The organism is Bordetella tumbae (genome assembly GCF_965139195.1).
In the GTDB taxonomy this organism is placed as follows: domain Bacteria; phylum Pseudomonadota; class Gammaproteobacteria; order Burkholderiales; family Burkholderiaceae_B; genus Bordetella_A; species Bordetella_A tumbae.
The window spans coordinates 284,059-309,558 of record NZ_CBCSJH010000002.1 but is presented as its reverse complement, the minus strand read 5'-3'; the positions used below and the strand labels follow the sequence as shown (position 1 = coordinate 309,558).

The window sequence follows — 25,500 nt, the reverse complement described above, 5'->3', positions numbered from 1 at the left end:
GATGGCGTAAGGGTCGGACGCGGGTGCGATATGGCCGGCAGTAGTCTCGTGGGTGGAACCAGGATGAGTAGAGCGTTACCCATGCTTCGGACAATCATGACTGAAATCCTAAATCACATGGGGACACCTCACTATGTCCAATCCCAGTTCCATTTCCACGTTAAGCCTGGCGCAGATTTCACGCGTCGCCGCAGCGCCGTCGTACGAAGAAGCGTCCAAGTTGACGTTTCTAGAAAAAATCATTGACTGGTTTCAGAGCGGGGCACAACACGAAGCGATCCACGCCTTGTGCAATCAGATTTATACAATCAACAGAGACTCCAAGAGTCGCAATGAAATGGGCCGATTGGAGTGCTTTTTCAAACTGCGGGACTTTGTATCGCCCGAATATCGTGACAAATTCAAATTCGATTTTTCTCAGAATCCTAATGAGTCTTTTAGATGCAGTCTTACCGTTGGAGACACCGAAATCTATCGCAATAGCAATATCCTTGACTACGTGAGTCCGAAAGACAAAGACACGCTGCTGTCTGTGAAATATCAAATGGATCTTGAAGACGCCTTTCGCAACGAAGACGCTCGCGCTGTCTATGCTGTGCTGCAAAATATCTCGGCATCCGGACTCGAGGCAGGCTCGCTGATCGATAATGCGCTCACTGATGCCAAGACGAAGGATCAGCGCGCGGCGAATTCGGAAATAAAAATCGCTCCATTGCCATTGGAGTCGAAAGAGATGCTGCTTTCGAAGGTGGCGGGAGAGTTTGGAAACCGTATTTATGCCGTCGTCGATTTTGGGGAGAGGGCGTTAATGGCGGAGGCGGAACTTCCTTATTTTCAATCTGATGCTATGCAGCCTGCCACAGCGGTCTCGGATTCGGCGCCCGCTAAAATGAAAACACAATTACAGGCACTGACGGATACGCTCCGTGAGGCAGCCCGGCGAGAACACAAGGCGAATCAAGAACAGAAAGAGGTGGCGATGGCGCGTTCGTCGTTTGTTTCGGGCGCCGTCAAGGTCGGCGAAGAGTGGCAACCTGATGCTTCGATCTCATCGCCACGCCCGAGATTGCAGTCTTATCGTGATCTAACGGAGGCAGAGACCGAGGTGCTGAGCGACCTAGGCGTATCCGATGTGGCACTCCGGCTTAATCGATAGCGCGATTTGGTCGAGACCGGCCATGGCAATCCAGTAGTGCCAAGCGCATCGACCATGCCCATCACGATAGGAATGGCATAAGCGGCGACGCCTGCGTTACGCCGTCCGTTGCGCCGATCGCGTGCCCGCGCGTTCGCACAGCCCGAGAAACCGCCGGATCAAGCTGGCCGCTGTCGGCGTCGGGCCGAGTCCAGCCGCTAAGGCGTCGACATCCAACCCCTCGCGGAGGTAGACGCGATGGTATTGCCGCAAATGGTCGCCCATGAATTCCGGCCCGAATTCAGGATGGAATTGAGCGGAATAAATCGCGGGCGCCAAGCGGATCAATTGATGTGGATCCATATCCGAGCGGGCCAGTGCCTCGGCGCCGGGGGGCAATTGCGTGACGCTTTGCGCGTGCAGCAGTTGGGCAGGAAACCGGGTCGGCAATCCGGTCATCAAGGCGTCGCCCGTGGCATCGGGCAGGCACTCTATGGTTTGCGTGCCGAGTTCGCGGCCCTTGGCGTTGTAGTCCACCACGCCACCCAGCGCATGCGCCAGCAATTGATGGCCGTAGCACACGCCGAACATAGGCAGGTTCTCGGCGGCTGCCTGCCGTATCCANGCAGCCGTGCGCTCGCTCCAGGGCTCGAGGTCCGTCACCATGGCGGGCGACCCCGTGATGAGCGCCGCGCGATAGGCTGAGGGCGCCAAAGGCTCCTCGTCCAGATACACCCTTACGATGTGCACCCCATCCGGTGACAGGCCAGCGGCATGGCGCATCATCTCGGCATAGCCGCCATGCGACTGGCGCAGGGGTTCGTCGGGATCGCCGGTGTGCAGAATCAGAACGGGCAATAGGCCGTCGGAGTAGGGGGCAGCAGTATTCATGGACTATCCAGGGAGCTCGCTGTTCGGCGCGAAACGCAGTCAATAGCATGATGATAAATCGTCATGGCCCAGAAATCCGTACAATCGAGCCATATTCTGTTGCACAGGGGGTGCCGGGCCGCCCCTTGTTTCCTTGGCCTCCGAGGGAATCTGGGCCACTAGAGCCCAGCCCCGGGTTTTTCAAATAAGGCATCACTTGACTGCTCCCTTCCCTAAAGGAAAGGGATTCCCACTTCACCGAACCGAGCCGTCGTACATCATCATTCATGCACTCAGGTCTTACCGTTTCTCCATGGGCTAACACCGCCAGCCCGGCGGCTAATACGTTATGCGCCGCGTTGACGTCGCGGTCGTGGTCTGCGTTGCATTGCGGACAGGGTCAATGTCGCACGCTCAACGACAGCCTCGGTGACACATATCCGCAAACGTTGCGGCGCTTGCTCGGGCGTTGGATAGAACCGGAATCGGTAGGCACGTTTGGTTTGCATGCCCGGGATACTATCCACGCCAGACCCAGAAACTGGACATTTATCCAGCTATCAACTCAAATCAGACCAATCTTGCAGCCTTGCGGCTGCGTCCCTTACCTCCCCGGCATGAATGCCGAGGTTTCTCGGAGCAATGGATGATGTGGATATGGTTTGGACTGGCAGCGGTCGCACTCATCGGTGAGGTAGCCAGCGGCACGTTTTACCTGTTGCTGGTCGCGCTCGGTTTGGTCGCGGGCGGTGTCGCAGCGTGGTTCGACGCAGGCCTGGAATGGCAGCTCGTGGCCTGCGCTGTCGTAGCGTTGGTCGGATTAATCGTGTTGCGCCGTACTGGCGTCCTGAAAAAACGTGAAGTCGATGCCAAGAGTAATGCCGATGTGCATCTCGACATCGGCCAGACGGTCGAGGTCGAAAGCTGGACGGACGCCGGAATTGCGCGCGTCTGGTATCGTGGTGCGAATTGGCAAGCAGAGCTCGCAGCCGGGCAACCGCGTGAGCCGGGTCTGTATGTGATCAGTGAGATCCGTGGTCCGCGGCTGGTGTTGACGCGCAAGGTGTGAGCCGCGTACCCGAGTACGTTACAGTCCAGGCTTGTCTGTCTGATTTCGTGGCCGCCCGAGATGGGTGCGGTCGTCTCTCATTCCACGCAGGACCACTTCCATGATGCTCGAACCTTCCACCATCGCCCTGATCGTCTTGGTCGTTTTGGCGTTGCTGATCATCATCAAGGCCATTGCCATCGTGCCGCAACAGCACGCCTGGGTCGTCGAACGGCTGGGCAAGTTCGACCGGGTGCTCTCGCCAGGCGCGGGATTCGTGATCCCGTTCATCGAGCGGGTTTCCTACAAACACTCGCTCAAGGAAATCCCCCTGGACGTTCCGAGCCAGGTCTGCATCACGCGCGATAACACGCAGTTGCAGGTCGATGGCGTGCTTTATTTCCAGGTAACGGATCCGATGCGTGCGTCGTACGGTTCGTCCAACTACATCTCGGCCATTACCCAACTGGCGCAGACCACGCTGCGGTCGGTGATCGGGAAACTGGAGCTGGATCGTACTTTCGAGGAACGCGAGTTCATCAACGCCACGATCGTGGCCTCGCTCGATGAGGCAGCGCTGAACTGGGGGGTGAAGGTCTTGCGTTATGAAATCAAGGACTTGACGCCGCCCAATGAGATCCTGCGTGCGATGCAGGCGCAGATTACCGCCGAGCGGGAAAAACGTGCGCTGATCGCTGCTTCGGAGGGCCGCCGTCAGGAGCAAATCAACATCGCGACGGGCGAGCGCGAAGCCGCCATCGCGCGCTCCGAGGGTGAAAAGCAGGCGCAGATCAACCAGGCCCAGGGTGAGGCGGCGGCCGTGCTGGCCATTGCCGAAGCGACGGCGAAAGCAATCATGCAAGTCGGTGAGGCGGTGCGTCAGCCAGGTGGTATGGAGGCCGTCAACCTGAAGGTCGCGGAACGTTATGTGGACGCTTTCGGCAATGTCGCCAAGGAAGGCAACACCCTGATCCTGCCGTCCAATTTGTCGGACGTGGGCGGTCTGATAGCGTCGGCGATGGCGATCGTCAAGACGAACAAGCAGGTGTAATACACGGATGTCAGGCGTGGGTGGTCTGATCGCATCCGCGATGGCGATCGTCAAGCCGGTCTAACACAGAGCGGTGGCGGACGCGCCAGACTGCCAGAATCACGCATGGCAGTCTGGTCTGGCTCAGGACGCTCTCTCTGTATCCAGCAGACGGCCAGTTTCAACTAGCCTCGAGGGTCTCGGCAAAGGCGTCCATGCACGGGTATCGCCGCGATTCAGGTCGCGATGGACCGGGTTTATCCAGCCTCATCTGGCCTGACGAGGCCACAGCGCGGTCAGCCGTCAATCAATCGTCGCGCCGCGAACTGCGGGTATCGTGTTTCATGATGCGCTCTTTCTCGCGCTGCCAGTCTTTTTCACGAGAGCTGTCGCGTTTGTCGTAGAGCTTTTTGCCGCGGCCGAGCGCGAAATCGAGCTTGATCCGGCCATTTTTGTAATGCAGATTCAGCGGGACGAGGGTGTAGCCACGTTGCTCGACCTTGCCGATCAACTTGCTGATTTCTTCGGCTTTGAGCAGCAGCTTGCGCGTACGCATGGCATCGGGATGGATATGCGTGGAGGCAGTGGGCAAGGGACTGACATGCATGCCCAGCAAAAACAGCTCGCCATCGCGCACGATGACGTAGCTTTCTTTAAGCTGGACACGGCTGTCACGAATCGCCTTGACCTCCCAGCCTTGCAGGACCAGGCCGGCCTCGTAGCGGTCTTCGATGAAATAATCGTGGGTGGCCTTGCGGTTGTCGATAATGCTCATAAAGGCTGATCAGGCAGTAATCCGGCGAAAAATGCGGCGGTAGCTGCGCTACCGGTAAAATCCAACCATTCTAGCGATTTGCGATAGCCGATGCATAAAGTACAGCGATCTGTCCTGGTTCCTTATAGTGCAGCACAGATGTTCGACCTCGTTGCCGACGTGGAAAAGTATCCGGAATTCATGCCGTGGTGTGGCGGGACGGAGGTCCAGTCTCGCGACGAACACGGGATGCAAGCCTCTGTGATGATCAGTTTCGCGGGGATGAAGCAGCGATTCACCACCCGCAATACCCATGAGTATCCCAACCGGATTCAGCTCGAGCTCGTGGACGGCCCGTTTTCGATGCTGGTGGGCAACTGGGAATTCCAGGCCCTGGCCGAGGATGCGTGCAAGGTCTTGTTCACCCTGGAGTACGCGTTTTCCAATCGCGCCCTCGAGATGGTGGTGGGGCCGGTCTTTAACCGGATTGCGACCAGTTTTATCGATTCCTTTACCAAACGGGCGCAGGCGGTCTATGGGGAATGAGGCTGCGGTGCTGCGAGTCTGTGTCTGCTATCCCACGCCATCGGCGACGTGGCAGCGCGAGCTGACGTTGCCTGCCGGCGCCACGGCCGCAGATGCGTTGCGCCAGAGCGGGTTTGAGGCTGAGTTTCCTGGGGTGGATCCCTGGGGGCAGGGCGTCGGGGTGTTTGGCAAACAATGCCAGACCGAGACGCCATTGGCCGATGGCGATCGGATCGAGATCTATCGTCCGCTGACGTTCGATCCCATGGTGTCGCGCCGCCGCAGGGCTGATCACCGTCGCGCCAAGGCCACGGCGGCCCGCAACGGCCGCGAGCGCCCTGCGGGATTGCTGTAGATCTCATTCCCTAACGAGCTCGCCTCCTGTCGCGCCAAAAGTCATCGGCAGGACAAAATTGTCTCTGGATTCCGGCGTAAGATACCGGCTGTAGATTTACGTTTACGTTAACGTCATGCAAAATGGACGGATGGTAGGTGTGGCCGTTCACGAGACAGCCATGACGCCAGCTAGACCAACCAACAGGAGACAACGCTGTGGATCTGGAATTGACTGACGAGCAGCAGGCTTTTGCGCAGGCTGCGCGCGACTACGCCCAAGGCGAGCTCGCCCCCAATGCCGCTCGCTGGGATGCCGAGGGCATCTTTCCCCGCGAGGCCTTTGCCCGGGCCGGCGAACTGGGCTTTTGTGCGATTTATGCGTCCGAGGATATCGGTGGCCTGGGGCTGCCGCGATTGGACGCCACGCTGGTGTTCGAGGAAATGGCTGCGGTCGATCCGTCGACGACGGCTTTTCTGACGATTCACAACATGGCGACCTGGATGGTCGGAAAATGGGGTCAACCGGCGTTGCGCGAGGCCTGGGGGCCGTTGCTGGCCAGCGGAGAAAAACTCGCGTCCTACTGCTTGACGGAGCCGGGCGCAGGTTCAGACGCAGGTTCCCTGCGCACGAGCGCGAAACGCGATGGTGACGATTTTGTCCTCAACGGTGCCAAGGCGTTCATCTCGGGCGGCGGTGATACGGATCTGCTGGTCGTGATGGCCCGCACCGGCGGCGAGGGGCCTGGCGGCGTCAGTGCCTTTGCCGTGCCGGCCGACAGCGCCGGCATCAGCTACGGCCGTAAAGAAGAAAAAATGGGCTGGAACAGCCAGTCCACACGGCCCATCACCTTTGAAAACGTGCGGGTGCCGGCGGCCAATATGCTGGGCCAGGAGGGCGAAGGTTTCAAGATCGCCATGAAGGGTCTGGACGGTGGGCGGATCAATATCGGCACCTGCTCGGTGGGGGCTGCCCAGGGCGCGCTGGATGCTGCCCGGCGCTACATGGACGAGCGCAAACAATTCGGCCGCCGCCTGGCTGAGTTTCAGGCCTTGCAGTTCAAGCTCGCGGACATGGCCACGCATTTAGTGGCAGCCCGGCAGATGGTGCGATTGGCGGCGTGCAAGCTGGACGCTGGTTCGCCTGACGCCGGCACGTATTGCGCCATGGCCAAGCGCTTTGCGACCGATATGGGTTTCCAGATCTGCCTGGACGCGCAACAGATTCACGGCGGCTACGGTTACTTGCGGGACTATCCCTTGGAGCGCCTCGTGCGCGATACTCGTGTCCATCAGATTCTTGAGGGCACCAACGAAATCATGCGTGTGATCGTGGCCCGCCAATTGCTGGAAAAAGGAGCAGATATCAGATGACCGCCCCCGTGCTGTTCGAGGAAAAAACCGCCACCAATGGGATGCGTGTGGCGTTTGCCACGCTGAACGCGCCGCAAACGCTCAACGGCCTGTCGCTGGAGATGGTCGATTTGCTGGCCGAGCGCCTGACGGCCTGGTCGCAGGACGACAGCGTGGCGATGGTGGTGCTGCAAGGCGCAGGCGGCAAAGCCTTTAGCGCGGGTGGAGATCTGCACGGCCTGTATCACAGCATGCAGGAACACCAGGGCCAGGGGGCCTGGGCCAATCCATTGGCGCGAGATTTCTTTGAGCGCGAGTATCGGCTCGACTATCAGATTCATACCTATCCCAAGCCTATCCTGTGCTGGGGGCATGGCATTGTGATGGGGGGCGGCGTTGGCCTCATGATGGGGGCCAGCCATCGGGTGGTCAGCGAAACGACGCGCCTGGCCATGCCGGAGATTTCGATTGCATTGTTTCCCGATGTGGGCGGCAGCTGGATGCTGAATCACATGCAAGGGCGCATCGGGCTGTTTTTAGCGTTGACGGGTGCGCAGCTGACGACCTCGGATGCCTTGTATGCCGGCGTTGCCGATTATCGTCTGGACTCGTCGGGCTGGCCGCAGTTTGTCGAGGCATTGCTGCAAACGCCTTGGACGGCGTCGGCTGCAGAGGATGGACGGTCGTCGCGCTCGCTAAACGACGACCTGTTGCGCCAGGTCTTGTTGACTCATCAGCCTGAATCCGAGCTCTCTCCCGGACCGTTGCGTCAGCATGCGGCACTGATCAATACTCTGTGTGGCGGCGAGAATCTGACCGCGATCTATGACGCCATCTCCGAACTGAAAACACACGAGGACCCCTGGCTGGCGCGCGCCGCAGCGACGATGCTGGCAGGCTCGCCGGGTTCGGCACGCCTGGCCTTTGCCCTGTTGCGCCGTACGCGGCTCAGTTCATTGGCCGAGGTGTTCCGCGTCGAGTACATCGCGGCGCTGGCATGCGCCGCCGAGGGCGATTTTGCCGAGGGCATCCGGGCCTTGTTGATAGACAAAGACAAGCAACCCAAATGGAATCCGGCCACACTGGAGCAGGCATCCGAGGCGTGGGTACAGCGCTTTTTCGAGGCGCCTTGGCCGGCGGGGCAGGCTCATCCATTGGCGGACCTGGGTGCCGAGGCTTAAATTCGGTAGTAATCTGATTTCAGACAGCGCATACACAACAAACACGAGGAGACCCCCACATGAGCAGTATTGCGTTTATCGGTCTGGGCAATATGGGTGCGCCCATGGCAAACAATCTGATCAAGGCCGGCCACAAGTTGGCGGTGTTCGATCTGGTGCCTGGTGCGGTCAATAGCTTGGCCGATGCCGGCGCGCGTGCGGCGAGCTCCGCTGCTGACGCCGTGCAAGGGGCCGAAGTCGTGGTCACGATGCTGCCTGCCAGCAAACATGTCGAGGCCCTGTACCTGGGCCAGGACCTGTTGGGTGCGATCGATCCCAGCGCACTGGTGATTGAGTGCAGTACGATCGCTCCGAATTCGGCGCGCAAGGTCGCCACAGCGGCTCAGGAACGCGGCCTGGCGATGATCGACGCGCCGGTGTCTGGCGGTACGGCAGGTGCGGCCGCAGGGACGCTGACGTTCATCGTCGGCGGCGAGGCCGACGATCTGGCGCGTGCCATGCCGGTCCTGCAAGCCATGGGCAAGAATATTTTCCACGCGGGCCCGGCCGGAGCGGGGCAGGTGGCCAAGATCTGCAACAACATGCTGTTGGGCATCTTGATGGCCGGTACCTCAGAGGCCTTGGCCCTGGGCGTAGCCAATGGCCTGGATCCCAAAGTCCTGTCGGACATCATCGCCAAGAGCTCTGGCCGTAACTGGGCAACCGAGTTGTACAACCCTTGGCCGGGCGTCATGGAAAACACGCCAGCATCAAAGGGCTATGTCGGCGGTTTTGGCGTGGACCTGATGCTAAAGGATCTGGGGCTGGCCGCCGAGGCGGCGTTATCCTCGCGGTCGTCGATTCCCTTGGGTGAGCTCGCACGCAATCTGTATTCGCTGCACAGCGGCGACGGCAGTGGCAAGCTGGATTTTTCCAGCATCGTCAATCTGTACGCGCACAAGACACCCTGAGAGTGATCGTCGATCGGTAGGCGTACGTGCTGCACCTGTGAGCCCCCTTGGCTGACAGGTCTGTACGTACGCGGCGTTCACCAGATTATTTTGCGTGTCACCAGCATTCGTAAACGGGGCAACCGTGTCTTCTGAACCCACACAAAGCGCTGCCATTCAATGCGTGCGCGACAGCTTTGCCCGGCAAACCATCATGACGCTGTTCGGCGCGCGTTTATCGCGCCTCGAGCCGGGGCTGGTCCATATCGAGTTACCGTTTCGCGCGGACCTGTGCCAGCAGAATGGTTATCTGCACGCGGGAATATCCACGACCATTGCGGACAGTGCGGGTGGCTATGCAGCGCTGTCGTTGTTCGAGCCTGGCGAAGACGTCTTGACCTCTGAATTCAAGATGAATTTCCTGTCGCCAGCCGACGGCGAGCGTTTTGTGGCGACGGGGCGCGTGCTCAAGCCTGGGCGGCGTTTGTCCATCTGCCAGGTTGAGGTTCATGCCTATCGCGGCGATCAGCCCACGCTATGTGTCGTGGGGCTGATGACCGCCGTTCGTGTGCAGCCGCGATAGGGAAACGAAGGTCGGGGCAAGCCTTTATCGCTTGAATCCGCCGTCGGCCAAATCGTATGGCAGTGGCGTCACGGTGATTTTTGCGCCGTCAGGCGTGCCGACGCGCAGATCGCCATCGTCCAGCGACGCCAAGGCAATCTCGAACAGTGCGCCACTACGCGAGGCGTCTACGATGCGTCCGCAAGGCTCATCGGGTTGCTTGGCATCGTAGATGTCGGTGCCCGGGGCGGGCGGCTCGATCATGGCGTCCCACTGACCATACGCGGTGCGGCGCTTTACGGTGCCACGATAGTGGCTGCGCGCGACGATTTCCTGTCCGGGGTAACAGCCCTTGGTAAAGCTCACGCCGCCGATCAGGTCCAGATTCAGCGTTTGAGGAATGAACAAGTCCTGTGTTGCTGTGCCAATCCAAGGCAGGCCCGCAGCCAAATCTGCAGCGTGCCACTGGTCGCTATTGCCGCGTTGTACTTGCGTAGCCAGCGCCGTGGCGTCCGCCTGTTGCGCCTCACTGGTGATCCACCACCAACGCAGGCCGCCGCTAACCGATGGCGCGGCAATCCAGGTCCCGCTAGGTAACTCGGTGCGTTGCCAGGGTGCGGCGGGCAAGGCGCCGCCTGCAGCGGCCTCCAGTTTCGCCATATCGGCAGGCTCGGCCCAGACGCCGCTCACGTGCAGCGGCACCGGCGCCAGCTTGGCTTTGGCGCGCAGGACGAACATCGACAGGCGTTTGACCAGCGCCTCGGTCAGGTCTCGGCGGACCAAGGCATACAGTTGGGGGCTATCCGAGTTTTCCGATGCCTCGCCGACCGCCTGCGCTCGCCATAGCACCAGCGTGGCCAGCAATCGGCCCTTGGCCGTGCAATACCCGCCCAGGCGGGCGACGTCAGGTGCCAGACCTGTCACGTCCTGCGTCAATTGCCCATGTAAAAAGGACAAGGCATCCGCGCCCGAGGCAGAGATGACTGTGTAGTCGGGCAGCGGGGCAGCATAGGCCGTGCCTGTGGTATTCGGTGACAGCGAATCAAAAAAAGCAGACATGTTGTAGCCAGGCGATAGAGTGGGGCGCCGCGACGGCGTCCGATGCTGTGATGATACCCGGACGGAGCGTACGGCGATGCTTAAACCCTGGTCTGCTCAAGGGGAAACGGGCTCTCCGGGCACGCTCATTGCCTATGGGAAAGGCCGCAGACGAAGCCCACCCGTGAGACTGAGTACTTTTGCGGACACAACGAGACACAGCCAGCGCCAGATCAAATGCCCGCGATCCATTAAACTCCGTACATCTATGAAAAAGCTTTTCCTTTATTTTCTGCTGCTCTGTCTGACCGTACTCGTATTGGCAGGCGCAGCCGCCGGTGGCGCGTGGTATTGGATGAACCGTGCGATTGCCTTGCCGGCCGACAAGGTCGAATTCATCGTTACGCCGGGCAGCACCCCGCGCGCGATGGCGCGCGCCATGAACGAGGCCGGCATTCCTATCTGGGAAGACGGCTTTGCCTGGATGGCGCGGCTGTCCGAACGTGACAAACTGATCAAGGCGGGCGGCTACGAAGCACGCCGAGGCGATTCGCCATGGACGCTGCTGGATCGTCTCGCCCGCGGCGAAATGGTGCAACGGCAGGTCACTTTGCTGGAGGGGTGGACCTATCAGCAAATGCGCGAGGCGCTGCGCACCAATCCCGACGTGAAGCAGACGCTCGGGGATATCAGCGACGAGGCCCTGATGGAGAAACTGGGCGCCTCGATCACGGCGCCAGAGGGGATGTTTTTCCCGGACACCTATGTTTTTACCCCTGGAACGACGGATTTCGACCTGCTGCGTCGGGCCTATCAACAGGGGCAGCAGGTGCTGACCTCGATCTGGGCGCAACGCCAGGCCGATCTGCCGCTAAAGACACCGTACGAGGCGCTGATCCTGGCCTCGATCGTCGAGAAAGAAACCGGCCACGGCCCTGACCGTAATAGGGTGTCGGGCGTATTCGTGAATCGCTTGCGTCTGGGCATGATGTTGCAAACTGATCCGACGGTCATCTACGGCATGGGGGAACGCTACCAAGGCCGTATCCGGCGTGCAGACCTGCAGGCCGATACGCCCTGGAATACCTATACTCGCGCCGGCCTGCCGCCGACACCGATCGCCGCCTCCGGGCGTGCCGCGCTGTTGGCTGCGGTACAGCCGGAGCGCCATAAATATTTGTACTTTGTTTCGCGCGGCAACGGCACCAGCGAGTTTTCGGCTAACCTGTCCGAACACAACCGCAACGTGGCGCGCTACATCCTGGGCAGGACGCAATGACAGCACGTGGACGTTTTATCACCCTCGAGGGCGTGGATGGGGCAGGCAAAAGCACCCATGCCGCCTGGATCGCAGATACGCTGCGCGCGTCGGGGCTCAGCGTGGTGGCGACTCGAGAGCCGGGCGGCACGCCGCTGGGCGAGATCCTGCGCGGTCTGGTGCTATCCGAATCCATGACGCTCGATACGGAAACCCTGCTCATGTTTGCTGCGCGTTGCGAACACGTAGCACAGGTGATCGAGCCGGCGTTGGCTCGTGGCGATTGGGTGGTTTGTGATCGCTATACCGACGCGACCTACGCTTATCAAGGCGGCGGGCGCCAACTGGGCGCACAACGGGTCGCGGTGCTCGAGCAATGGATGCAGCCCTCATTGCAGCCCGACCGGACCTGGTTGTTCGATGTGCCGCTGGAGTTGGCCCGCGCACGCCTGGCCGACGCCCGTGAGCCAGACCGCTTCGAGCGGGAAGAGGCGGCGTTTTTCGAGCGCACGCGGTCAGCCTATCATGCCCGTGCCGAGGCGCAGCCCGAACGCTTTCGTATCGTGGACTCCAGTCAGCCGATGGCCCAGGTGCGCGCCCAATTGGAATCCGAACTGAAGGCCCTGGTACAGGCCTCGCGAGCCCTATGAGCGTCGCCCAGTTTTTGCCGTGGCAACGCGAGATCGCGCAGAGCTGGTTGGCTGGGCGGGATCGTTTTGCGCACGCATGGCTGGTCCATGGCGTGGCAGGCATCGGCAAAGTCGAGTTTGCCGCGGCGGCAGCGGCCAGCTTGTTATGCGAATCACCCGTTGACAATCTGGCTTGCGGCCATTGTCCGGCCTGTACTTGGATTGCCAGTGGCAACCACCCTGATCTGCGGCGCATTCGGCCCGAAGCGGTAGCGCTGCAAGAGGGTGCGGCCACGGCAGAGAGCACCGACGAGACGGCCGGCTCTGCGGGCGAAACCGGCACGGCCAAACGGGCGCCCTCCAAAGAGATCCGCATCGATCAGATTCGTGCACTGGAGCCTTGGTTCAACACGGCGACCCATCGAGGCGGCTGGCGTGTTGCCTTGCTGTATCCCGCTCAGGCCCTGAACGTGATTTCCGCCAACGCCTTGCTCAAGGTCTTGGAGGAACCTCCGCCTCATACCGTATTCCTGCTGGTCGCTGACGCACCCGACAGGCTGCTGCCGACACTGGTATCGCGCTGCCGCCGCCTGCCGTTGCCGGCGCCGGGCAATGATGCCGCTCTACAATGGCTGACAGAGCAGGGGGTATCCTCGGCCAAGGATTGGCTCGCGGCAGCGGGAGGTGCGCCCTTGGCGGCGTTGCGTTTATCCCAGAGCGGCGAACAGGCTTGTCCGGACTGGTTATCGAAATTGATCGAGCCGCTGGCCAAAGGCCAAACGCCCGATATCGGGACCTTGGCCGAAAGCCTGGAAAAGAACTCGCCTGCTGATTGGATTGATACCTTGCAGCGCCTGTATGCCGACCTGATGTTGGCAGGTGTCGGGGCGCCGGTGCGATATTTTCCCTCGCTGGCTCGGCTGGTCGGGCAGGCTGCCTTGCGTGCTGATGCCGTACGACTGGCAGAGGGTGCACGCTGGCTCACCCAGCAGCGCCGCCTGGCGACCCATCCGCTCAGCCCCAAATTGTTTGCACATGCCACCCTGCAGCGCGTGGCGGCATCCTGCCAAGCTTAACGATTCCGTATGTACGTAGATTCTCATTGCCACCTGAATTTCCCCGATCTCGCGCAAGACTTGCCCGATATCCTGCAACGCATGGCGACGAACCAGGTCACTCACGCCCTGGTCGTCAGCGTCGATATGCCCGACTGGCCGGGTTTGATCGAATTAGTCGAGCCGCATCGCCATTTGTGGGCGTCGGTTGGCGTGCATCCGGACTACGAGGCGACCTCGGATCCGACCGAGGCAGAGCTGCTGGAATTGTCGCGGCACCCCAAGGTCGTGGCCATCGGCGAAACCGGGTTGGATTATTACCGGCTGAGCGAGCCGCTGGACTGGCAGCGCGAGCGATTCCGCCGTCATATCCGCGTGGCGCGGCAGTCGAACCTGCCGCTGATTATCCATACGCGGCAATCCGTTGAGGATACGCTGCGTATTCTGCGCGAGGAGAACGCGGCCGAGGTCGGAGGAGTGATGCACTGCTTTACCGAGTCTTGGGAAATGGCCCAGGCTGCCATCGACCTGAATTTTTATATTTCCATTTCAGGCATCGTCACCTTTAAAAACGCCGGCATCGTGCATGAGGTTGCGACCAAAGTTCCTCTGGATCGCCTATTGATCGAGACCGATTCGCCTTATTTAGCCCCAGTGCCTTATCGCGGCAAGCGCAACGATCCGTCCAAAGTCATCCATGTGGCTGAAAAGATCGCCGACCTGAAAGGCATTCCTGTGGCCGAGGTGGCACATGCATCTACTGAGAACTTTTTCAAATTATTCAATAAGGTAGATCGTTAATTTAAAGAAATTTATTTAAATTGACTTATTTAAAGTAATTTATTGGATATCTAGATTGAATTTATATTTAACTGATTAAAATCAATTGGTTGTGTGATTTTTTTGATGTTGTATATAAATCTGGGCGACCCAACACTTTTTTAAAGTAATTTCTAGCTTTCTTAAAGTGATTTCTACAATACGAAGTCCCGGTTTCGATAGCGCTTGGCCTCGTGCGTTAAAGGCAGCTGTCACGAGAAGCGGGCTTGTGACGAGAGTGCCATGAAACGTTATGCATCCTTTCCCGTAAAAGCCCGTGGCCTCCTGGCGGCATTGGCCGTAGCGACGGCGGCGACAGCAGGTATAGCGCCTGCCGCTCACGCCGATAGCGCACCGGCAAACTGGTGGGTGTATGTCCATAACGACAAAGCCTCGGATCTCAAAGCGCTGCTCGCCAAGGGCGCAGACCCCAACGTGCGGTACACAAACGGCCAGCCCGCCTTGATGCGTGCAGTGGTCGACGGCGCATGGAAAGTCTTTGACGTGCTCGCTGCCGATCCCCGCACCGATGTCAACGCCGTCAATCCCGCCAACGAGACTGCACTGATGTACCTGGCCGTGGCAGGGGAAACTGAACGAGCCCGCAAGCTCATTGCCCGGGGTGCACAGGTCAACCGCCTGGGCTGGACCCCATTGCACTATGCCGCGTCCAAGGCTCAGATGGACACAGCGAAGCTGCTGCTTGCCAACAAAGCCATGGTGAATGCACCGTCCCCCGAGGGGACGACGCCGATCATGATGGCCGGCTTTTCGGGGCGTATGTACATGGTGCAACTGCTGCTGGATGCAGGCGCCGATATCACCACCCGCAATCTCAAAGGGCAAAACGCGTCCGATTGGGCCTACGCCGCCAAGCGTAACGAGCTGGGCGCAGAGCTGGCCAAGATCATCGCAAAGGCCGAGCAACAACGCGCGGCGCAACGTGCGAAGCAGGGCGGTACGACGGCAATGCCCGTCACGGAAACCCCGGCAGCCGCCCCCGTCGAACCGCAGCAAGTCCCTCAGGCAGTACAGTCTGAAGCGCCTGCGTCCAAGCCTGCCGAGAGCTCCGCACCAGCTACATCAGAAGGAGACGGCTCCTCTGTTGGCGGCGTGTCGGGCGTGCGACTAAACAATTACGACTGACTTCTGCAGGATTTCCCTAGTAATTTTAAAAATCCGGGAAACCTAGAATCGCAGAGTAAGAGGCCCTTGTGAGCCTGCAGCCATCTCATCGGCTGCAGGCTATTCGTATAAATCATTGCCCTTGTGTTGTCGGTAATACCGAGCAGGCAGCTGGCTGCGCTGCCGGTACTGGTGGTATCGGCTTGCTTGTTCGGTAGAAAACGCACCGCGTGCTCGTATTTGCAAGCAACGAGATGAAGTAAAACAAATTGGCAAATTGCGACGGCTGATGAGGAGGGTTAAGCGCACGACAGGCCGCATGGGCGATTAGGCCCTAAAGGTCGTCGGCAGGGCAATCTGACAGTTGCTAGGCCGCCGAAAGACACGAAGTTCCACTTGCATGAAACCTGCATTTATATATGTCCCTAATTTATTTTGTTTAAATTAAATAGGGACGCTACGAAATCTGTGGCTACAATAATGCCGATCCTAGCCTGGAGATCCTCTCATGTCGGACAAACCCACTCATGCTTTGCCGTCGTACCTGGATGCCGAGCACCTCGGTCCCTGGGGCATCTATCTGCAACAAGTCGATCGGGTCACCCCGTATCTAGGTCCACTGGCGCGTTGGGTGGAAACGCTGAAACGCCCCAAACGTGCGTTGATTGTCGATGTGCCTATCGAACTGGATAACGGCAGCATCGCGCATTTTGAGGGCTACCGGGTTCAGCACAATACGTCTCGAGGTCCAGGCAAGGGGGGCGTACGTTTTCACCAAGACGTGACGCTGTCCGAAGTCATGGCGCTGGCCGCGTGGATGTCGGTGAAGAACGCGGCGGTCAATTTGCCGTACGGTGGCGCAAAAGGCGGGATCCGCGTGGATCCGCGTGTGCTGTCTCAATCCGAGCTCGAGCGCATGACGCGCCGCTATACCTCGGAGATCGGCGTCATCATCGGGCCGTCCAAGGATATCCCCGCACCGGATGTGAACACCAACGCGCAGACCATGGCGTGGATGATGGACACGTATTCCATGAACGAGGGGGCGACGGCAACAGGTGTGGTGACCGGCAAACCGATCGCGCTGGGCGGCAGCCTGGGCCGGGTCGAGGCAACGGGACGCGGCGTGTTCGTGACGGCGTGCGAGGCTGCACGCGATCGCAATGTCGATGTGAGCACCGCTCGTGTGATCGTGCAGGGCTTCGGTAACGTGGGTGGCACGGCAGCACGCTTGTTCCATGAGACCGGCGCCAAAGTGATCGCGGTTCAGGACCACACCGGCACGGTGTACAACCCAGCCGGCCTGGACGTGCACAAGCTCTTGTCTCACGTGTCGCAAAAAGGCGGTGTCGGTGGTTTCAGCGCTGGCGAGGTGCTCGACAACGCGCAGTTCTGGGAATTGGAAACGGAGTTCCTGATCCCCGCCGCTCTCGAAGGGCAGATCAACGAGGCCAATGCCGGCAAGGTACGGGCCAAGATCGTGGTCGAAGGCGCAAACGGTCCGACGACACCGATCGCCGATGACATCCTGCGCGAGAACGGCGTTTACGTGGTTCCCGACGTTCTGGCCAACGCCGGCGGCGTGACTGTCAGCTATTTTGAGTGGGTGCAGGATTTCTCGAGCTTCTTCTGGAGCGAGGAGGAAATCAACAATCGTCTCGAACGCCTGATGCGCGAGGCCTATGCCGCCGTGTCTCAAATGGCCAAGGAGCACAACGTCACGCTACGCACAGCCGCGTTTATCGTAGCTTGCACGCGCATTCTGCAAGCTCGCCAAGTGCGCGGCCTGTATCCGTGATGCGGCTGACGATCTCTCGGGCCTAGCTAGGCCTGAAGGACGGAACAACGCCCCGCACGATTTGGCTGTATTGCCAATCATGCGGGGCGTTTTTTATCGCCGTGGGCAGCAAGCCGCAGGCGCAGTGTGGGGGCCTTTTTTATCGCCGGGCCGTCCCAAGATAAAAACGCCCCCCTGGGGGGCAGCAAGCCGCAGGCGCAGCGTGGGGGCGTTTTCCTATCGCCGGGCCGCTCCGAATTCAAGCAGCGGGCACGAACTCGGGCCGCAGGACGCCATGCAGTTCCGTATAGGGAATCAGCAACTCCGGTTCACCATGTGAGTACGGCGCGATCGAATACGCGTCATATTTCACAACCACGCCCTCGCGCGTCAACGCAAAATTATCGCTTTCCTGGAACGGCCACATGCGGTCATAGGCGGCACGGTCGCGTTGCGCATCCTCATTACGCGTGAGCCACGCCTGGTGGGCACGCCGCAAAGCCTCGACAAAGGCAGGGTGCTGATTCGGCAGCAGGGCTTCGTCGAGCGCCAGGACGCGCTCACGATCGCGTTGCCAATTCAAATACTGGGTCGCGGGAATGCCATGCGCTGCGCCGGTCAGGTACTGGCCGGTGTGCAACTCAATGGCGATGATCCGAGGACTGACGTCCTTGACGCTGGCTTTGAAAATGGTGCTGTCACGGGACTGTGCGGTTTGCCAGAAATACTGCGTGTATTCCGACAGCGTTTGATACGGACGCGGACGGCCGGGATCGACGCCCGTCATATAGGCCAGGACATGGTCCACCAATGCCGTCAGTTTCGGGATGCCAGGGAATCCTACACTGTCGATATCGATGGTGGGGCATTGTCCTTTGCAGCCGGGCTTGGTGCCTTGCCACTGGATTTTCTCGACCTCCAGTCCGGCGACTTTGTCTTCGGTCTTGGCAGGTTGAGGGACGTTGGAGGGCAGGGTGATGTTCGAGGGAGTCGAGCTCGCGCAGCCCGCCAGCAATACCAGCATGGACAACATGCCAGCAGGCGCAAAACGACGGGTGCGAGGAAAAGCAGATAGGTTCAATCTCATAGCATTCAAGGGACTTGGCCAGTCCATTCCTGACTTGAAAATTTATCGCGCGCTTGGACCTGCGCTTTTTCCAGCGTGGTCTGTGACAGGGATATCGGCGTCAGTGATGCCAGTCCCCGAAAGGTTTGCAGCATGCGTTCGATGATAACGTCACGCTCCAGGCCCGTCTGACTGCGCAGTGGATCGACGCGTTTTTTCGCGCTCGTGGTGCCTTTGTCAGAGAGTTTTTCGCGACCGATGCGCAGTACCTGCACCATCTTTTCCGCATCGATATCGTATGACATTGTCACGTGGTGCAAGACCGCTCCCGCGCGCCGCGCCTGCGCCGCACCACCGATTTTGCCGCTTTCCGAGGCAATGTCATTCAGCGGTTGATACCAGGCCTTGATGCCCAGATCGTGCAGCGCCTGGATCACCCAGGCGTCGAGAAACTCATACGATTGCTGAAAACTCATGCCTTGCACGAGTGCCTGCGGGACGCTGAGCGAGTAGGTAATGGTATTGCCCGGTTCGACAAACATCGCGCCGCCGCCACTGACGCGTCGCACGACTTTGACGCCATGGCGCTGCGCGCCTTCTGGGTCGACTTCGTTTTTCAGTGACTGAAAACGCCCGATGATGACGGCGGGCTGGGACCATTCCCAGATCCGTAATGTCGGGGGGCGCAGGCCGGCACCGACCTCGTCGGTGATGACTGCATCCAGCGCCATGTGCAATTCAGGCGCCTGAGGCCCGTCGTGCAGCAATTCCCACTGGTAGTCGCTCCACTGTGTACGTTCGCTCACGCTAGCGCCCTCCGTACCGTGACTGCGACGGCTTCGGGAGAAAATCCGAACAGCTCGGCCTCGGAGGGCAGGGACTGCTCGACGGCTGCTGCGATACGCGCGTCATCCGCGTCCGCGGGCAGGCCCGTCAGGGCGGCATTGATGACATCCAGCGCCTCGGGGGGCTCCAGGAAAAAATCGCCGCTCAGGCGCACGTCGCTGAGCGCACCATTTTTGATTTCCAGATCGACGACGACAAGTTTGCCGCCGGGTACTTTGTATTCACCATGCATGGCGATATCGGACTCCGAATTAGATGGCGAGTTCCAGTTTCATGCCTTCGTGCGTCGCCACGAAGCCTAACGACTCATAAAATCGACGCGCGTCGGCGCGCGCCTTGTCGGTGGTCAATTGAACCATACCGCAGCCGTGTGCACGGCATTGCTCGATGGCCCATTCGAACAAGGTCCGTCCCGTACCGGCGCCACGCTCGTTTGACGCCACTCGCACGCTCTCGATCTGGCCGCGCCACAGGCCGCGGCGCGACAGGCCGGGGATAAAGCTCAATTGCAGGCACCCCACCACTGCGCCGTCGCGTTCTGCCACGGCTAAATACTGATTTGGATCTCGCTCAATGGCCTCAAAGGCTCGGGCATAACACTGTGCAGCGGGGATGGAGGCATCCTCGCGCTGGCTGCCCAGCACATCGTCGGCGAGTAGCGCGATGATGGCATCGAGGTCGGCCCGGCCGGCGCGACGAAACTGTAATGGGGCGGGCTGAGACATGAACGGTTCCTATGGTCGATGCGGGTTTTTTCTGGATCGGCTGCTGCTCGGATGTGATGATAGCCATCAAATCGGGTTATCCCAAACCCGCTTGCCGCCAGGGGCTGACATAGTGCTCCTGGCGGACAATTGGAGCTGAGGCTCAGGCTTCTGACTGCGTTTTCCGCTTTCCGGCCCATCGTGCAAACATGTCTTGAGGACCCACGAGCCGAAATCCCCAATTCAGACTGACCGCCGCCGCAGCCAGGAAAATCAGGCTGATCCCGGCGATTTGCGACCAGGCCAGTTGCTGACCATAGACGACATAGTCCAGCAAAATCGCCACGGCAGGGTAAATAAAAGCCAGGGCTGCGGTCGATGTCGTGGGCAGTTTCTGAATGGCCGAATACAACAGGATATAGGTCAGGCTGGTATGCACCAGACCGATCGCGACCAGGTAGCCCCATTGCACTGGGGCCGCAGGCAGGGCATGCAGATCCACCATTGGCAGCAACAGCAGGGCACCCAGGCTGACCTGCACCAAGGCCAGCACGTGCGGGGCAATATGCTTGAGCCGCTTGACGATGATGGAGGTGACCGCATACAGCGCACCCGCTCCCAATGCCAAGGACAAACCGTGGACATAGCCGCCGGCCTGGGCCAACTCTGCCGGCTCGATACGCAATACCAGTATCAAACCGCCAAACGCCAATACCGACCAGCCTAGCTTGGCGAGCGTCGGGCGTTCACGCAGAAACACCGCTCCCAGCGCAATCAAGTAAAACGGCTGAAAGTTGTAGACCGCCGTCGACAGCGAAATCGACGCCCAGTGATAGGCCGAGAACAACAACACCCAGTTCAACACAATGGCGACGCCCGCCACCATGGCCCAGGCCAGCGTCGTGCGCGTAAAAATGCCAGGCCGCAGCAGACCGCGCGCCAGACAGTAGGCCAGCAGCCCCAACGCGCCAAACACACAGCGAAAGAACACCACGTTCCAGGCACTCTGGCCGGATTCCAGGACAAAAATCCCTACCGTGCCCGAGATCGTCATGGCCATGGCCATCTGGGCCACGCCTGCATTTTGATTGCCGGTTTTCATTTGATCGCTCCCTGTTCCTGAGGTGCCAGCACTGCACCATTGATGAGAAAAATTATCCCAGGGAGATAAAGCGGATAATATGCATAAAAATCACCAGATTTAGATGGCTGCCTTCTTTTTTGGGGTATTTATGAACAACGACCTAAAAATCGAAAATGATGTTCTGGACGGCATCGACCGCCGTCTGGTGCAACTGTTGACGGCGAATGCGCGCACCACGACGGCGGATCTGGCGCGCCAAGTCGGCATGTCCTCGCCCAGCGTCGCCGACCGCTTGCGGCGCCTGGAGGAATCGGGCGTCGTGCGGGGGTATACGCTGGATGTAGACCCTGCCGCATTGGGCTATAGCTTGACCGCGATCGCGCGTATCCGCCCCTTGCCGGGTCAACTGCGGCGAGTCGAAAAGCTCATCGCCGAGATCGGCGAGGTGATCGAATGCGACAAGGTCACTGGTGACGATTGTTTCATCGCGCGCCTGGTATTGAAATCCATCTCCCAACTCGATGGCGTCCTGGACAGGATCACCGAGTTTGCCGAAACGAATACCGCGATAGTGAAAAGCAGCACGGTACGCCGCAGGCTGCCGCCGCTGCAATCAGTACGGCCTGGATAGCGCGCCTCGCCAAAAGGGCGCGATTTTGCTCAATCAAGCTTCAGCACTGCAGGCTTGCAAAACGTCTTCCTTCAGCGAGGCAGGCTTGTCCGTGGGCGCATAGCGCTTGATCACCTGGCCGTCGCGACCCACCAGAAACTTGGTGAAATTCCATTTGATGCCCTCGGTGCCGAGCACACCGGGCTTTTCGCCTTTGAGCCAGCGATAGATCGGGTGAGCATTCGGCCCATTGACCTCGATCTTGGCGAACATCGGAAAGGTCACGCCGTATTCGGTCGAGCAAAAATTCTGGATGGCAGCCTCGTCGCCGGGTTCCTGGTGGCCAAACTGATCGCAGGGAAAGCCCAGCACGGTCAGTCCCGCTGCATGGTAATCACGGTACAGCGTCTCCAGCCCCGCATATTGCGGCGTGAATCCGCATTTCGAGGCGACATTCACTACTAACAGCACCTGGCCGCGGAATGCCTCGAGCGCTTGTTCATTGCCCTGGATGTCTGTGGCGGAAAAATCGTAGATTGTGCTCATGGCGACCTCTCGTCGTTCGGTTTCCAACGAGACCGTTCATACCGCGTGATATGGGCCTCGTGATGCGGTCTCTCAACTCAGTGTAGCGCGGCGTTGGCAGGAGCCATACGGACAGCAAATCCAGATTGATATGCAGCGTTGCATACCAAAACACCCGGACACCGCTCATTTGTCCTTGCCGCGCCTGCGGTTTCACCATGATTTTCGTGCCGGCCCGCCTATGATGGAGGGTATGGCACTCACACAGATATCGTATAGGAGCCCACATGGACGATTTAGTGAAACGACTCGAAGCCATGCTGGCTAAAGGCCAGAACAACGCCATGTTGCGTTTGTCATTGGGCAAGGCCTATACCGAACAGGACCAGTTCGATGTCGCGGCGCCCCATCTGCGAGCCGCGTTAGAGCTGGATCCACAATATTCAGTCGCGTGGAAATGGCTGGGCAAGGCATTGCAGGGGCAGGGCGATCTCGCTGGCGCAAGACAGGCATGGGAAAGCGGCATTGCAGCCGCCCAATCGCGCGGCGATCAACAGATCATCAAGGAATTACAGGTATTTATCAAACGTCTGGATCGCGCCAGCCAAATGTAAAAGCCACAAGGAGATGTGTCCCGAACCCCGGCAAAACCGGCATGGCTATTGACGCCTGTAGTGGCTCGGTTCTGTAATCGAAGACATGGACGAGAGTGATAGAGGTCAACGCTGAGATGGGCAAACCAATAGATTTACGATCCCCTTATGCCAATGGGCCGGATCGCCACAGCAAGACGGCGCGCGATGCATTGCAATCGCTATGGCGTGGTTTGAATATGCCTGACGAGGCGATGGACGTCGTCGAGCTGACGGGAGCGGAACCAGTGTTCCCCTCATCATTTGCCGTGGGCACTGCGGCGCAGGCCAGTATGGCTGCCGCGGCGCTGGCGGCTGCCGAAATCTGGCATCTGCGAGGAGGCACGCGGCAGCGCGTCTCGATCAACATGCTGCACGCAGCACAGGAATGCCGCAGCTATTTCACGCTCGACGGGATCGAGACGGATGTCCACGACAAAATCACCGGCGTGTACCGTTGTGGCGATGGCGGGTGGGTGCGTATTCACGCCAATTTCGCTCATCATCGGGACGGCGCCTTGGCATTGCTGGGATGTCCGACCGGACCTGAGACCACCCGGGAAATGGTGGAGCGGGCGCTCTCTACACGCAGCGCGTTGGATGTCGAGCAGCAGGCGGCCGAGGCAGGGCTGGTAGTGACCGCCATGCGCACGTTTGACGAATGGGACCGTCACCCTCAGGGCTTGGCGGTCGCTGGCCAGCCGGTACTGACTGTGACCCGTATGGGTGAAGCCGATCCCCGTCCCTTGCCTAAGTATTCTCAGGAGGCGCGTCCGCTGAAGGACATACGCGTCCTGGACTTGACGCGCATCATTGCCGGCCCGGTGTGCGGGCGAGCCCTGGCGGCGTATGGGGCCGATGTCATGCTGGTCAATTCGCCTCATCTGCCCAATATCGAGACCATCGCTGAAACCAGCCGCGGCAAACTGTCTGTGCATGCAGATCTGGAAACAGCCGACGGCCGTATCGCCTTGGCCAATCTGCTGCGCAGCGCGCACATATTCGTACAGGGATATCGCCCGGGGGCGCTGCAGTCGGTGGGGTTCGGCCCGCAGGACGTGGCCCGCATACGGCCGGGCATTGTGTATGTCTCGCTGTCGGCCTATGGTGATAGCGGCCCCTGGGCACAGCGCCGCGGATTCGATTCGCTGGTGCAGACCGCGACGGGCTTTAATCATGCCGAGGCACAGGCGGCTGGGATCGATCGTCCCAAACCATTGCCTATGCAGATTCTCGACCATGCTTCGGGTTATTTGATGGCATTTGGGGCGCAAGTCGCCCTGGCCCGCCAGGCGACAGAAGGCGGCAGCTGGCATGTGTGCGTGTCATTGGCACAGACGGCGCGCTGGCTGCGTTCGTTGGGGCGGGTCGCAGATGGATTGCAGTGTCCGATGCCGCCGATAGAGAGCTATCTGGAGACGACGCCTTCGGGTTTCGGCCAACTGACTGCGGTGCGTCACGCCGCGCAATTTTCATTGACCCCTGCTCGTTGGACGAGACCCTCCGTTCCTCCGGGGACGAACCCGACGGTCTGGCCGTTTAATTGACGCAGCGTTATCGCTTTCGCTGTGTTTGAGTTGCTGTGTGGACCGGATATCATCCCGTCCACATAGATGCAAGAAATCTGGAGCAGCCTGACGCTATCTTGAGAGTAGACTCTCGTTTTTGCATAGGAACTCGCATGTCTACGACCATTTATCACAATCCGCGCTGTGGCACGTCGCGCAACGTCTTGCAGATGATCCGTGACGCCGGTATCGAACCCACGATTATTGAATATCTCAAATCACCGCCGTCCCGTCCGACGTTGGCCGGGCTGATTCAACAATCGGGTTTGAGTGTGCGTGAGGCCGTGCGCGCCAAGGAATCCCTGTACGAAGAACTGGGCCTGGGCGCAGCCGATGTCACCGACGACGAGTTGTTGGATGCGATGATTGAAAATCCCATCCTGATCAATCGCCCATTCGTCGTGACCGAGCAAGGCGCGCGTCTCTGCCGCCCCGCCGAATTGGTCAAGGAAATTTTGCCGTAAGGCTATTTTTTCGAGGTCTGCGGATGGCTGGCGCGCCAGTCCCGCAGCGCCTGCAGGGTGTTGGCGACATGCCGGTCGGGGCTCATGTCGGTATAGGCATAGCCGACTTTATGGTCCGGCAGGATGACGTACGACACCCGTTTGGCATAGTCAGGGCGGCGGTCATGGACGGCGTCATAGGCCTTCATGATGGCCTGATCTTCGTCGGCAGCGACCGCGAATTTGCCGCGGCATTCGCTGACCGAGAATTTCTTTAGCGTATCGATATCGTCGGCCGAGACGCCAATCACGCTGGCGCCCAGGGCCTTGTAGTCGTCGGTGGCTTCCGCGAAATTGCGTGCCTCGATCGTGCAGCCTTGCGTGAAGGCTGCGGGATAAAAGTACAGCACGACAGGGCCTTGCTTGAGCGCCTCGGCGAGTTTGAACGTGAAGACTTCGCCGCCCAAGGACGCCGGCGCCGAGAAATCGGGCGCTGCTGCGCCGACCGGTAATTCGGCACGGGCCAGTAATGGGTTGGCCAGGGCCGTGGCCACGGCCAGCAAAGTCAAAGTACGTTTCAGCATAAGTCGCTCAAGTCTCA

At 59.7% G+C, this 25,500-nt stretch carries 29 protein-coding genes and 2 pseudogenes; 19 read left to right on the top strand and 12 right to left on the bottom strand.

All coding sequences use genetic code 11. The annotated features are described in order from the left end of the window. The first annotated feature begins 133 nt into the window (after positions 1-133). The gene (locus tag ACNA0J_RS05070) at positions 134-1,156 is read left to right on the top strand and encodes a hypothetical protein (RefSeq protein ID WP_415817033.1); all 1,023 of its coding nucleotides are present in this window, start codon (positions 134-136) and stop codon (positions 1,154-1,156) included. 96 nt (positions 1,157-1,252) lie between these two features. On the opposite strand, the pseudogene ACNA0J_RS05065 reads toward ACNA0J_RS05070, so the two are convergent. The 3 genes and pseudogenes from ACNA0J_RS05065 to ACNA0J_RS05055 form a co-directional block, all read right to left on the bottom strand. Beyond that, positions 1,253-1,759, bottom strand: a pseudogene (locus tag ACNA0J_RS05065) (glutamine amidotransferase); the annotation flags it as partial. 1 nt (position 1,760) lies between these two features. Further along, positions 1,761-2,026 (bottom strand): annotated as a pseudogene (locus ACNA0J_RS05060) (glutamine amidotransferase); the annotation flags it as partial. A 326-nt stretch (positions 2,027-2,352) separates the two neighbouring features. Next, the gene (locus tag ACNA0J_RS05055) at positions 2,353-2,514 is read right to left on the bottom strand and encodes a helix-turn-helix domain-containing protein (RefSeq protein WP_415817031.1); all 162 of its coding nucleotides are present in this window, start codon (positions 2,512-2,514) and stop codon (positions 2,353-2,355) included. A 140-nt stretch (positions 2,515-2,654) separates the two neighbouring features. On the opposite strand from ACNA0J_RS05055, the gene ACNA0J_RS05050 reads away from it, so the two are divergent. Both ACNA0J_RS05050 and ACNA0J_RS05045 read left to right on the top strand, forming a co-directional pair. Further along, entirely contained in the window at positions 2,655-3,074 is a 420-nt protein-coding gene (locus ACNA0J_RS05050) for an NfeD family protein (RefSeq protein ID WP_415817149.1), read from the top strand. 103 nt (positions 3,075-3,177) lie between these two features. Further along, entirely contained in the window at positions 3,178-4,104 is a 927-nt protein-coding gene (locus tag ACNA0J_RS05045) for an SPFH domain-containing protein (RefSeq protein ID WP_415817147.1), read from the top strand. Positions 4,105-4,390: 286 nt separating this feature from the next. On the opposite strand, the gene smpB is transcribed toward ACNA0J_RS05045, so the two are convergent. Next, positions 4,391-4,858 carry an SsrA-binding protein SmpB gene (smpB, locus tag ACNA0J_RS05040; RefSeq protein ID WP_415804991.1) on the bottom strand — a complete coding sequence of 156 codons (468 nt, stop codon included), beginning with the start codon at positions 4,856-4,858 and terminating at the stop codon, positions 4,391-4,393. A 90-nt stretch (positions 4,859-4,948) separates the two neighbouring features. On the opposite strand from smpB, the gene ACNA0J_RS05035 reads away from it, so the two are divergent. The 6 genes from ACNA0J_RS05035 to ACNA0J_RS05010 all read left to right on the top strand — a co-directional run bounded on the left by ACNA0J_RS05035 (position 4,949) and on the right by ACNA0J_RS05010 (position 9,741). Next, complete coding sequence (locus ACNA0J_RS05035) at positions 4,949-5,383, top strand: type II toxin-antitoxin system RatA family toxin (RefSeq protein WP_415817029.1); 435 nt, start codon at positions 4,949-4,951, stop codon at positions 5,381-5,383. Beyond that, positions 5,373-5,717: an RnfH family protein gene (locus ACNA0J_RS05030; RefSeq protein ID WP_415817027.1), complete on the top strand. Its 345-nt coding sequence runs from the start codon at positions 5,373-5,375 to the stop codon at positions 5,715-5,717. The genes ACNA0J_RS05035 and ACNA0J_RS05030 overlap by 11 nt, the downstream gene beginning before the upstream one ends. A 197-nt stretch (positions 5,718-5,914) precedes the next feature. Continuing rightward, positions 5,915-7,069 carry an acyl-CoA dehydrogenase family protein gene (locus ACNA0J_RS05025; RefSeq protein ID WP_415817025.1) on the top strand — a complete coding sequence of 385 codons (1,155 nt, stop codon included), beginning with the start codon at positions 5,915-5,917 and terminating at the stop codon, positions 7,067-7,069. Beyond that, complete coding sequence (locus tag ACNA0J_RS05020; RefSeq protein ID WP_415817023.1) at positions 7,066-8,229, top strand: enoyl-CoA hydratase/isomerase family protein; 1,164 nt, start codon at positions 7,066-7,068, stop codon at positions 8,227-8,229. The genes ACNA0J_RS05025 and ACNA0J_RS05020 overlap by 4 nt, the downstream gene beginning before the upstream one ends. 59 nt (positions 8,230-8,288) lie before the next feature. Beyond that, complete coding sequence (gene mmsB, locus ACNA0J_RS05015; RefSeq protein WP_415817021.1) at positions 8,289-9,179, top strand: 3-hydroxyisobutyrate dehydrogenase; 891 nt, start codon at positions 8,289-8,291, stop codon at positions 9,177-9,179. A gap of 124 nt (positions 9,180-9,303) precedes the next feature. Beyond that, the gene (locus ACNA0J_RS05010; protein WP_415817019.1) at positions 9,304-9,741 is read left to right on the top strand and encodes a PaaI family thioesterase; all 438 of its coding nucleotides are present in this window, start codon (positions 9,304-9,306) and stop codon (positions 9,739-9,741) included. Positions 9,742-9,765: 24 nt separating this feature from the next. Here the strand turns inward: ACNA0J_RS05010 and ygfZ are convergent, their stop codons facing one another. Then, entirely contained in the window at positions 9,766-10,779 is a 1,014-nt protein-coding gene (gene ygfZ, locus ACNA0J_RS05005) for a CAF17-like 4Fe-4S cluster assembly/insertion protein YgfZ (protein ID WP_415817017.1), read from the bottom strand. A 247-nt stretch (positions 10,780-11,026) separates the two neighbouring features. On the opposite strand from ygfZ, the gene mltG reads away from it, so the two are divergent. The 6 genes from mltG (at position 11,027) to ACNA0J_RS04975 (ending at position 17,442) form a co-directional block, all read left to right on the top strand. After that, entirely contained in the window at positions 11,027-12,037 is a 1,011-nt protein-coding gene (gene mltG, locus ACNA0J_RS05000; protein ID WP_415817015.1) for an endolytic transglycosylase MltG, read from the top strand. After that, the gene (gene tmk / locus ACNA0J_RS04995) at positions 12,034-12,666 is read left to right on the top strand and encodes a dTMP kinase (RefSeq protein ID WP_415817012.1); all 633 of its coding nucleotides are present in this window, start codon (positions 12,034-12,036) and stop codon (positions 12,664-12,666) included. The genes mltG and tmk overlap by 4 nt, the downstream gene beginning before the upstream one ends. Next, entirely contained in the window at positions 12,663-13,721 is a 1,059-nt protein-coding gene (gene holB / locus ACNA0J_RS04990) for a DNA polymerase III subunit delta' (protein ID WP_415817010.1), read from the top strand. Before tmk ends, holB begins: the two co-directional genes overlap by 4 nt. Positions 13,722-13,730: 9 nt before the next feature. Next, the gene (locus ACNA0J_RS04985) at positions 13,731-14,501 is read left to right on the top strand and encodes a TatD family hydrolase (RefSeq protein ID WP_415817008.1); all 771 of its coding nucleotides are present in this window, start codon (positions 13,731-13,733) and stop codon (positions 14,499-14,501) included. A gap of 261 nt (positions 14,502-14,762) precedes the next feature. Then, positions 14,763-15,665, top strand: a complete 903-nt coding sequence (locus ACNA0J_RS04980; protein WP_415817006.1) for an ankyrin repeat domain-containing protein — start codon at positions 14,763-14,765, stop codon at positions 15,663-15,665. A gap of 487 nt (positions 15,666-16,152) precedes the next feature. Beyond that, a complete protein-coding gene (locus ACNA0J_RS04975; protein WP_415817004.1) occupies positions 16,153-17,442 on the top strand; it encodes a Glu/Leu/Phe/Val family dehydrogenase in 1,290 nt (429 codons plus the stop codon). A 238-nt stretch (positions 17,443-17,680) separates the two neighbouring features. Here the strand turns inward: ACNA0J_RS04975 and ACNA0J_RS04970 are convergent, their stop codons facing one another. The 5 genes from ACNA0J_RS04970 to ACNA0J_RS04950 all read right to left on the bottom strand — a co-directional run bounded on the left by ACNA0J_RS04970 (position 17,681) and on the right by ACNA0J_RS04950 (position 21,139). Then, entirely contained in the window at positions 17,681-18,454 is a 774-nt protein-coding gene (locus ACNA0J_RS04970; RefSeq protein ID WP_415817145.1) for a DUF3298 domain-containing protein, read from the bottom strand. Between the two features lie 59 nt (positions 18,455-18,513). Continuing rightward, on the bottom strand, positions 18,514-19,293 hold the full coding sequence (locus ACNA0J_RS04965) for a lipoate--protein ligase family protein (RefSeq protein ID WP_415817002.1): 780 nt from the start codon (positions 19,291-19,293) through the stop codon (positions 18,514-18,516). Then, on the bottom strand, positions 19,290-19,565 hold the full coding sequence (locus tag ACNA0J_RS04960) for a biotin--protein ligase (RefSeq protein ID WP_415817000.1): 276 nt from the start codon (positions 19,563-19,565) through the stop codon (positions 19,290-19,292). The genes ACNA0J_RS04965 and ACNA0J_RS04960 overlap by 4 nt, the downstream gene beginning before the upstream one ends. Before the next feature lie 19 nt (positions 19,566-19,584). Continuing rightward, entirely contained in the window at positions 19,585-20,058 is a 474-nt protein-coding gene (locus ACNA0J_RS04955) for a GNAT family N-acetyltransferase (protein WP_415816998.1), read from the bottom strand. Between the two features lie 142 nt (positions 20,059-20,200). Continuing rightward, positions 20,201-21,139: a DMT family transporter gene (locus tag ACNA0J_RS04950; RefSeq protein WP_415816996.1), complete on the bottom strand. Its 939-nt coding sequence runs from the start codon at positions 21,137-21,139 to the stop codon at positions 20,201-20,203. Between the two features lie 130 nt (positions 21,140-21,269). On the opposite strand from ACNA0J_RS04950, the gene ACNA0J_RS04945 reads away from it, so the two are divergent. After that, positions 21,270-21,752, top strand: coding sequence for an Lrp/AsnC family transcriptional regulator (locus tag ACNA0J_RS04945; RefSeq protein ID WP_415816994.1), 483 nt, complete (start codon positions 21,270-21,272; stop codon positions 21,750-21,752). 33 nt (positions 21,753-21,785) lie between these two features. On the opposite strand, the gene ACNA0J_RS04940 is transcribed toward ACNA0J_RS04945, so the two are convergent. Continuing rightward, positions 21,786-22,277 (bottom strand): glutathione peroxidase, encoded by a 492-nt coding sequence (locus ACNA0J_RS04940; protein ID WP_415816992.1) that lies wholly within the window; start codon positions 22,275-22,277, stop codon positions 21,786-21,788. Positions 22,278-22,543: 266 nt separating this feature from the next. On the opposite strand from ACNA0J_RS04940, the gene ACNA0J_RS04935 reads away from it, so the two are divergent. The 3 genes from ACNA0J_RS04935 to arsC all read left to right on the top strand — a co-directional run bounded on the left by ACNA0J_RS04935 (position 22,544) and on the right by arsC (position 24,920). Continuing rightward, positions 22,544-22,870 carry a tetratricopeptide repeat protein gene (locus tag ACNA0J_RS04935; protein ID WP_415816990.1) on the top strand — a complete coding sequence of 109 codons (327 nt, stop codon included), beginning with the start codon at positions 22,544-22,546 and terminating at the stop codon, positions 22,868-22,870. 116 nt (positions 22,871-22,986) lie between these two features. Further along, positions 22,987-24,435, top strand: a complete 1,449-nt coding sequence (locus tag ACNA0J_RS04930) for a CoA transferase (RefSeq protein WP_415816988.1) — start codon at positions 22,987-22,989, stop codon at positions 24,433-24,435. 134 nt (positions 24,436-24,569) lie between these two features. Then, positions 24,570-24,920 (top strand): arsenate reductase (glutaredoxin), encoded by a 351-nt coding sequence (arsC, locus tag ACNA0J_RS04925; RefSeq protein ID WP_415816986.1) that lies wholly within the window; start codon positions 24,570-24,572, stop codon positions 24,918-24,920. A 2-nt stretch (positions 24,921-24,922) separates the two neighbouring features. Here the strand turns inward: arsC and ACNA0J_RS04920 are convergent, their stop codons facing one another. Beyond that, positions 24,923-25,483: a peroxiredoxin gene (locus ACNA0J_RS04920; RefSeq protein WP_415816984.1), complete on the bottom strand. Its 561-nt coding sequence runs from the start codon at positions 25,481-25,483 to the stop codon at positions 24,923-24,925. Positions 25,484-25,500 lie beyond the last annotated feature (17 nt).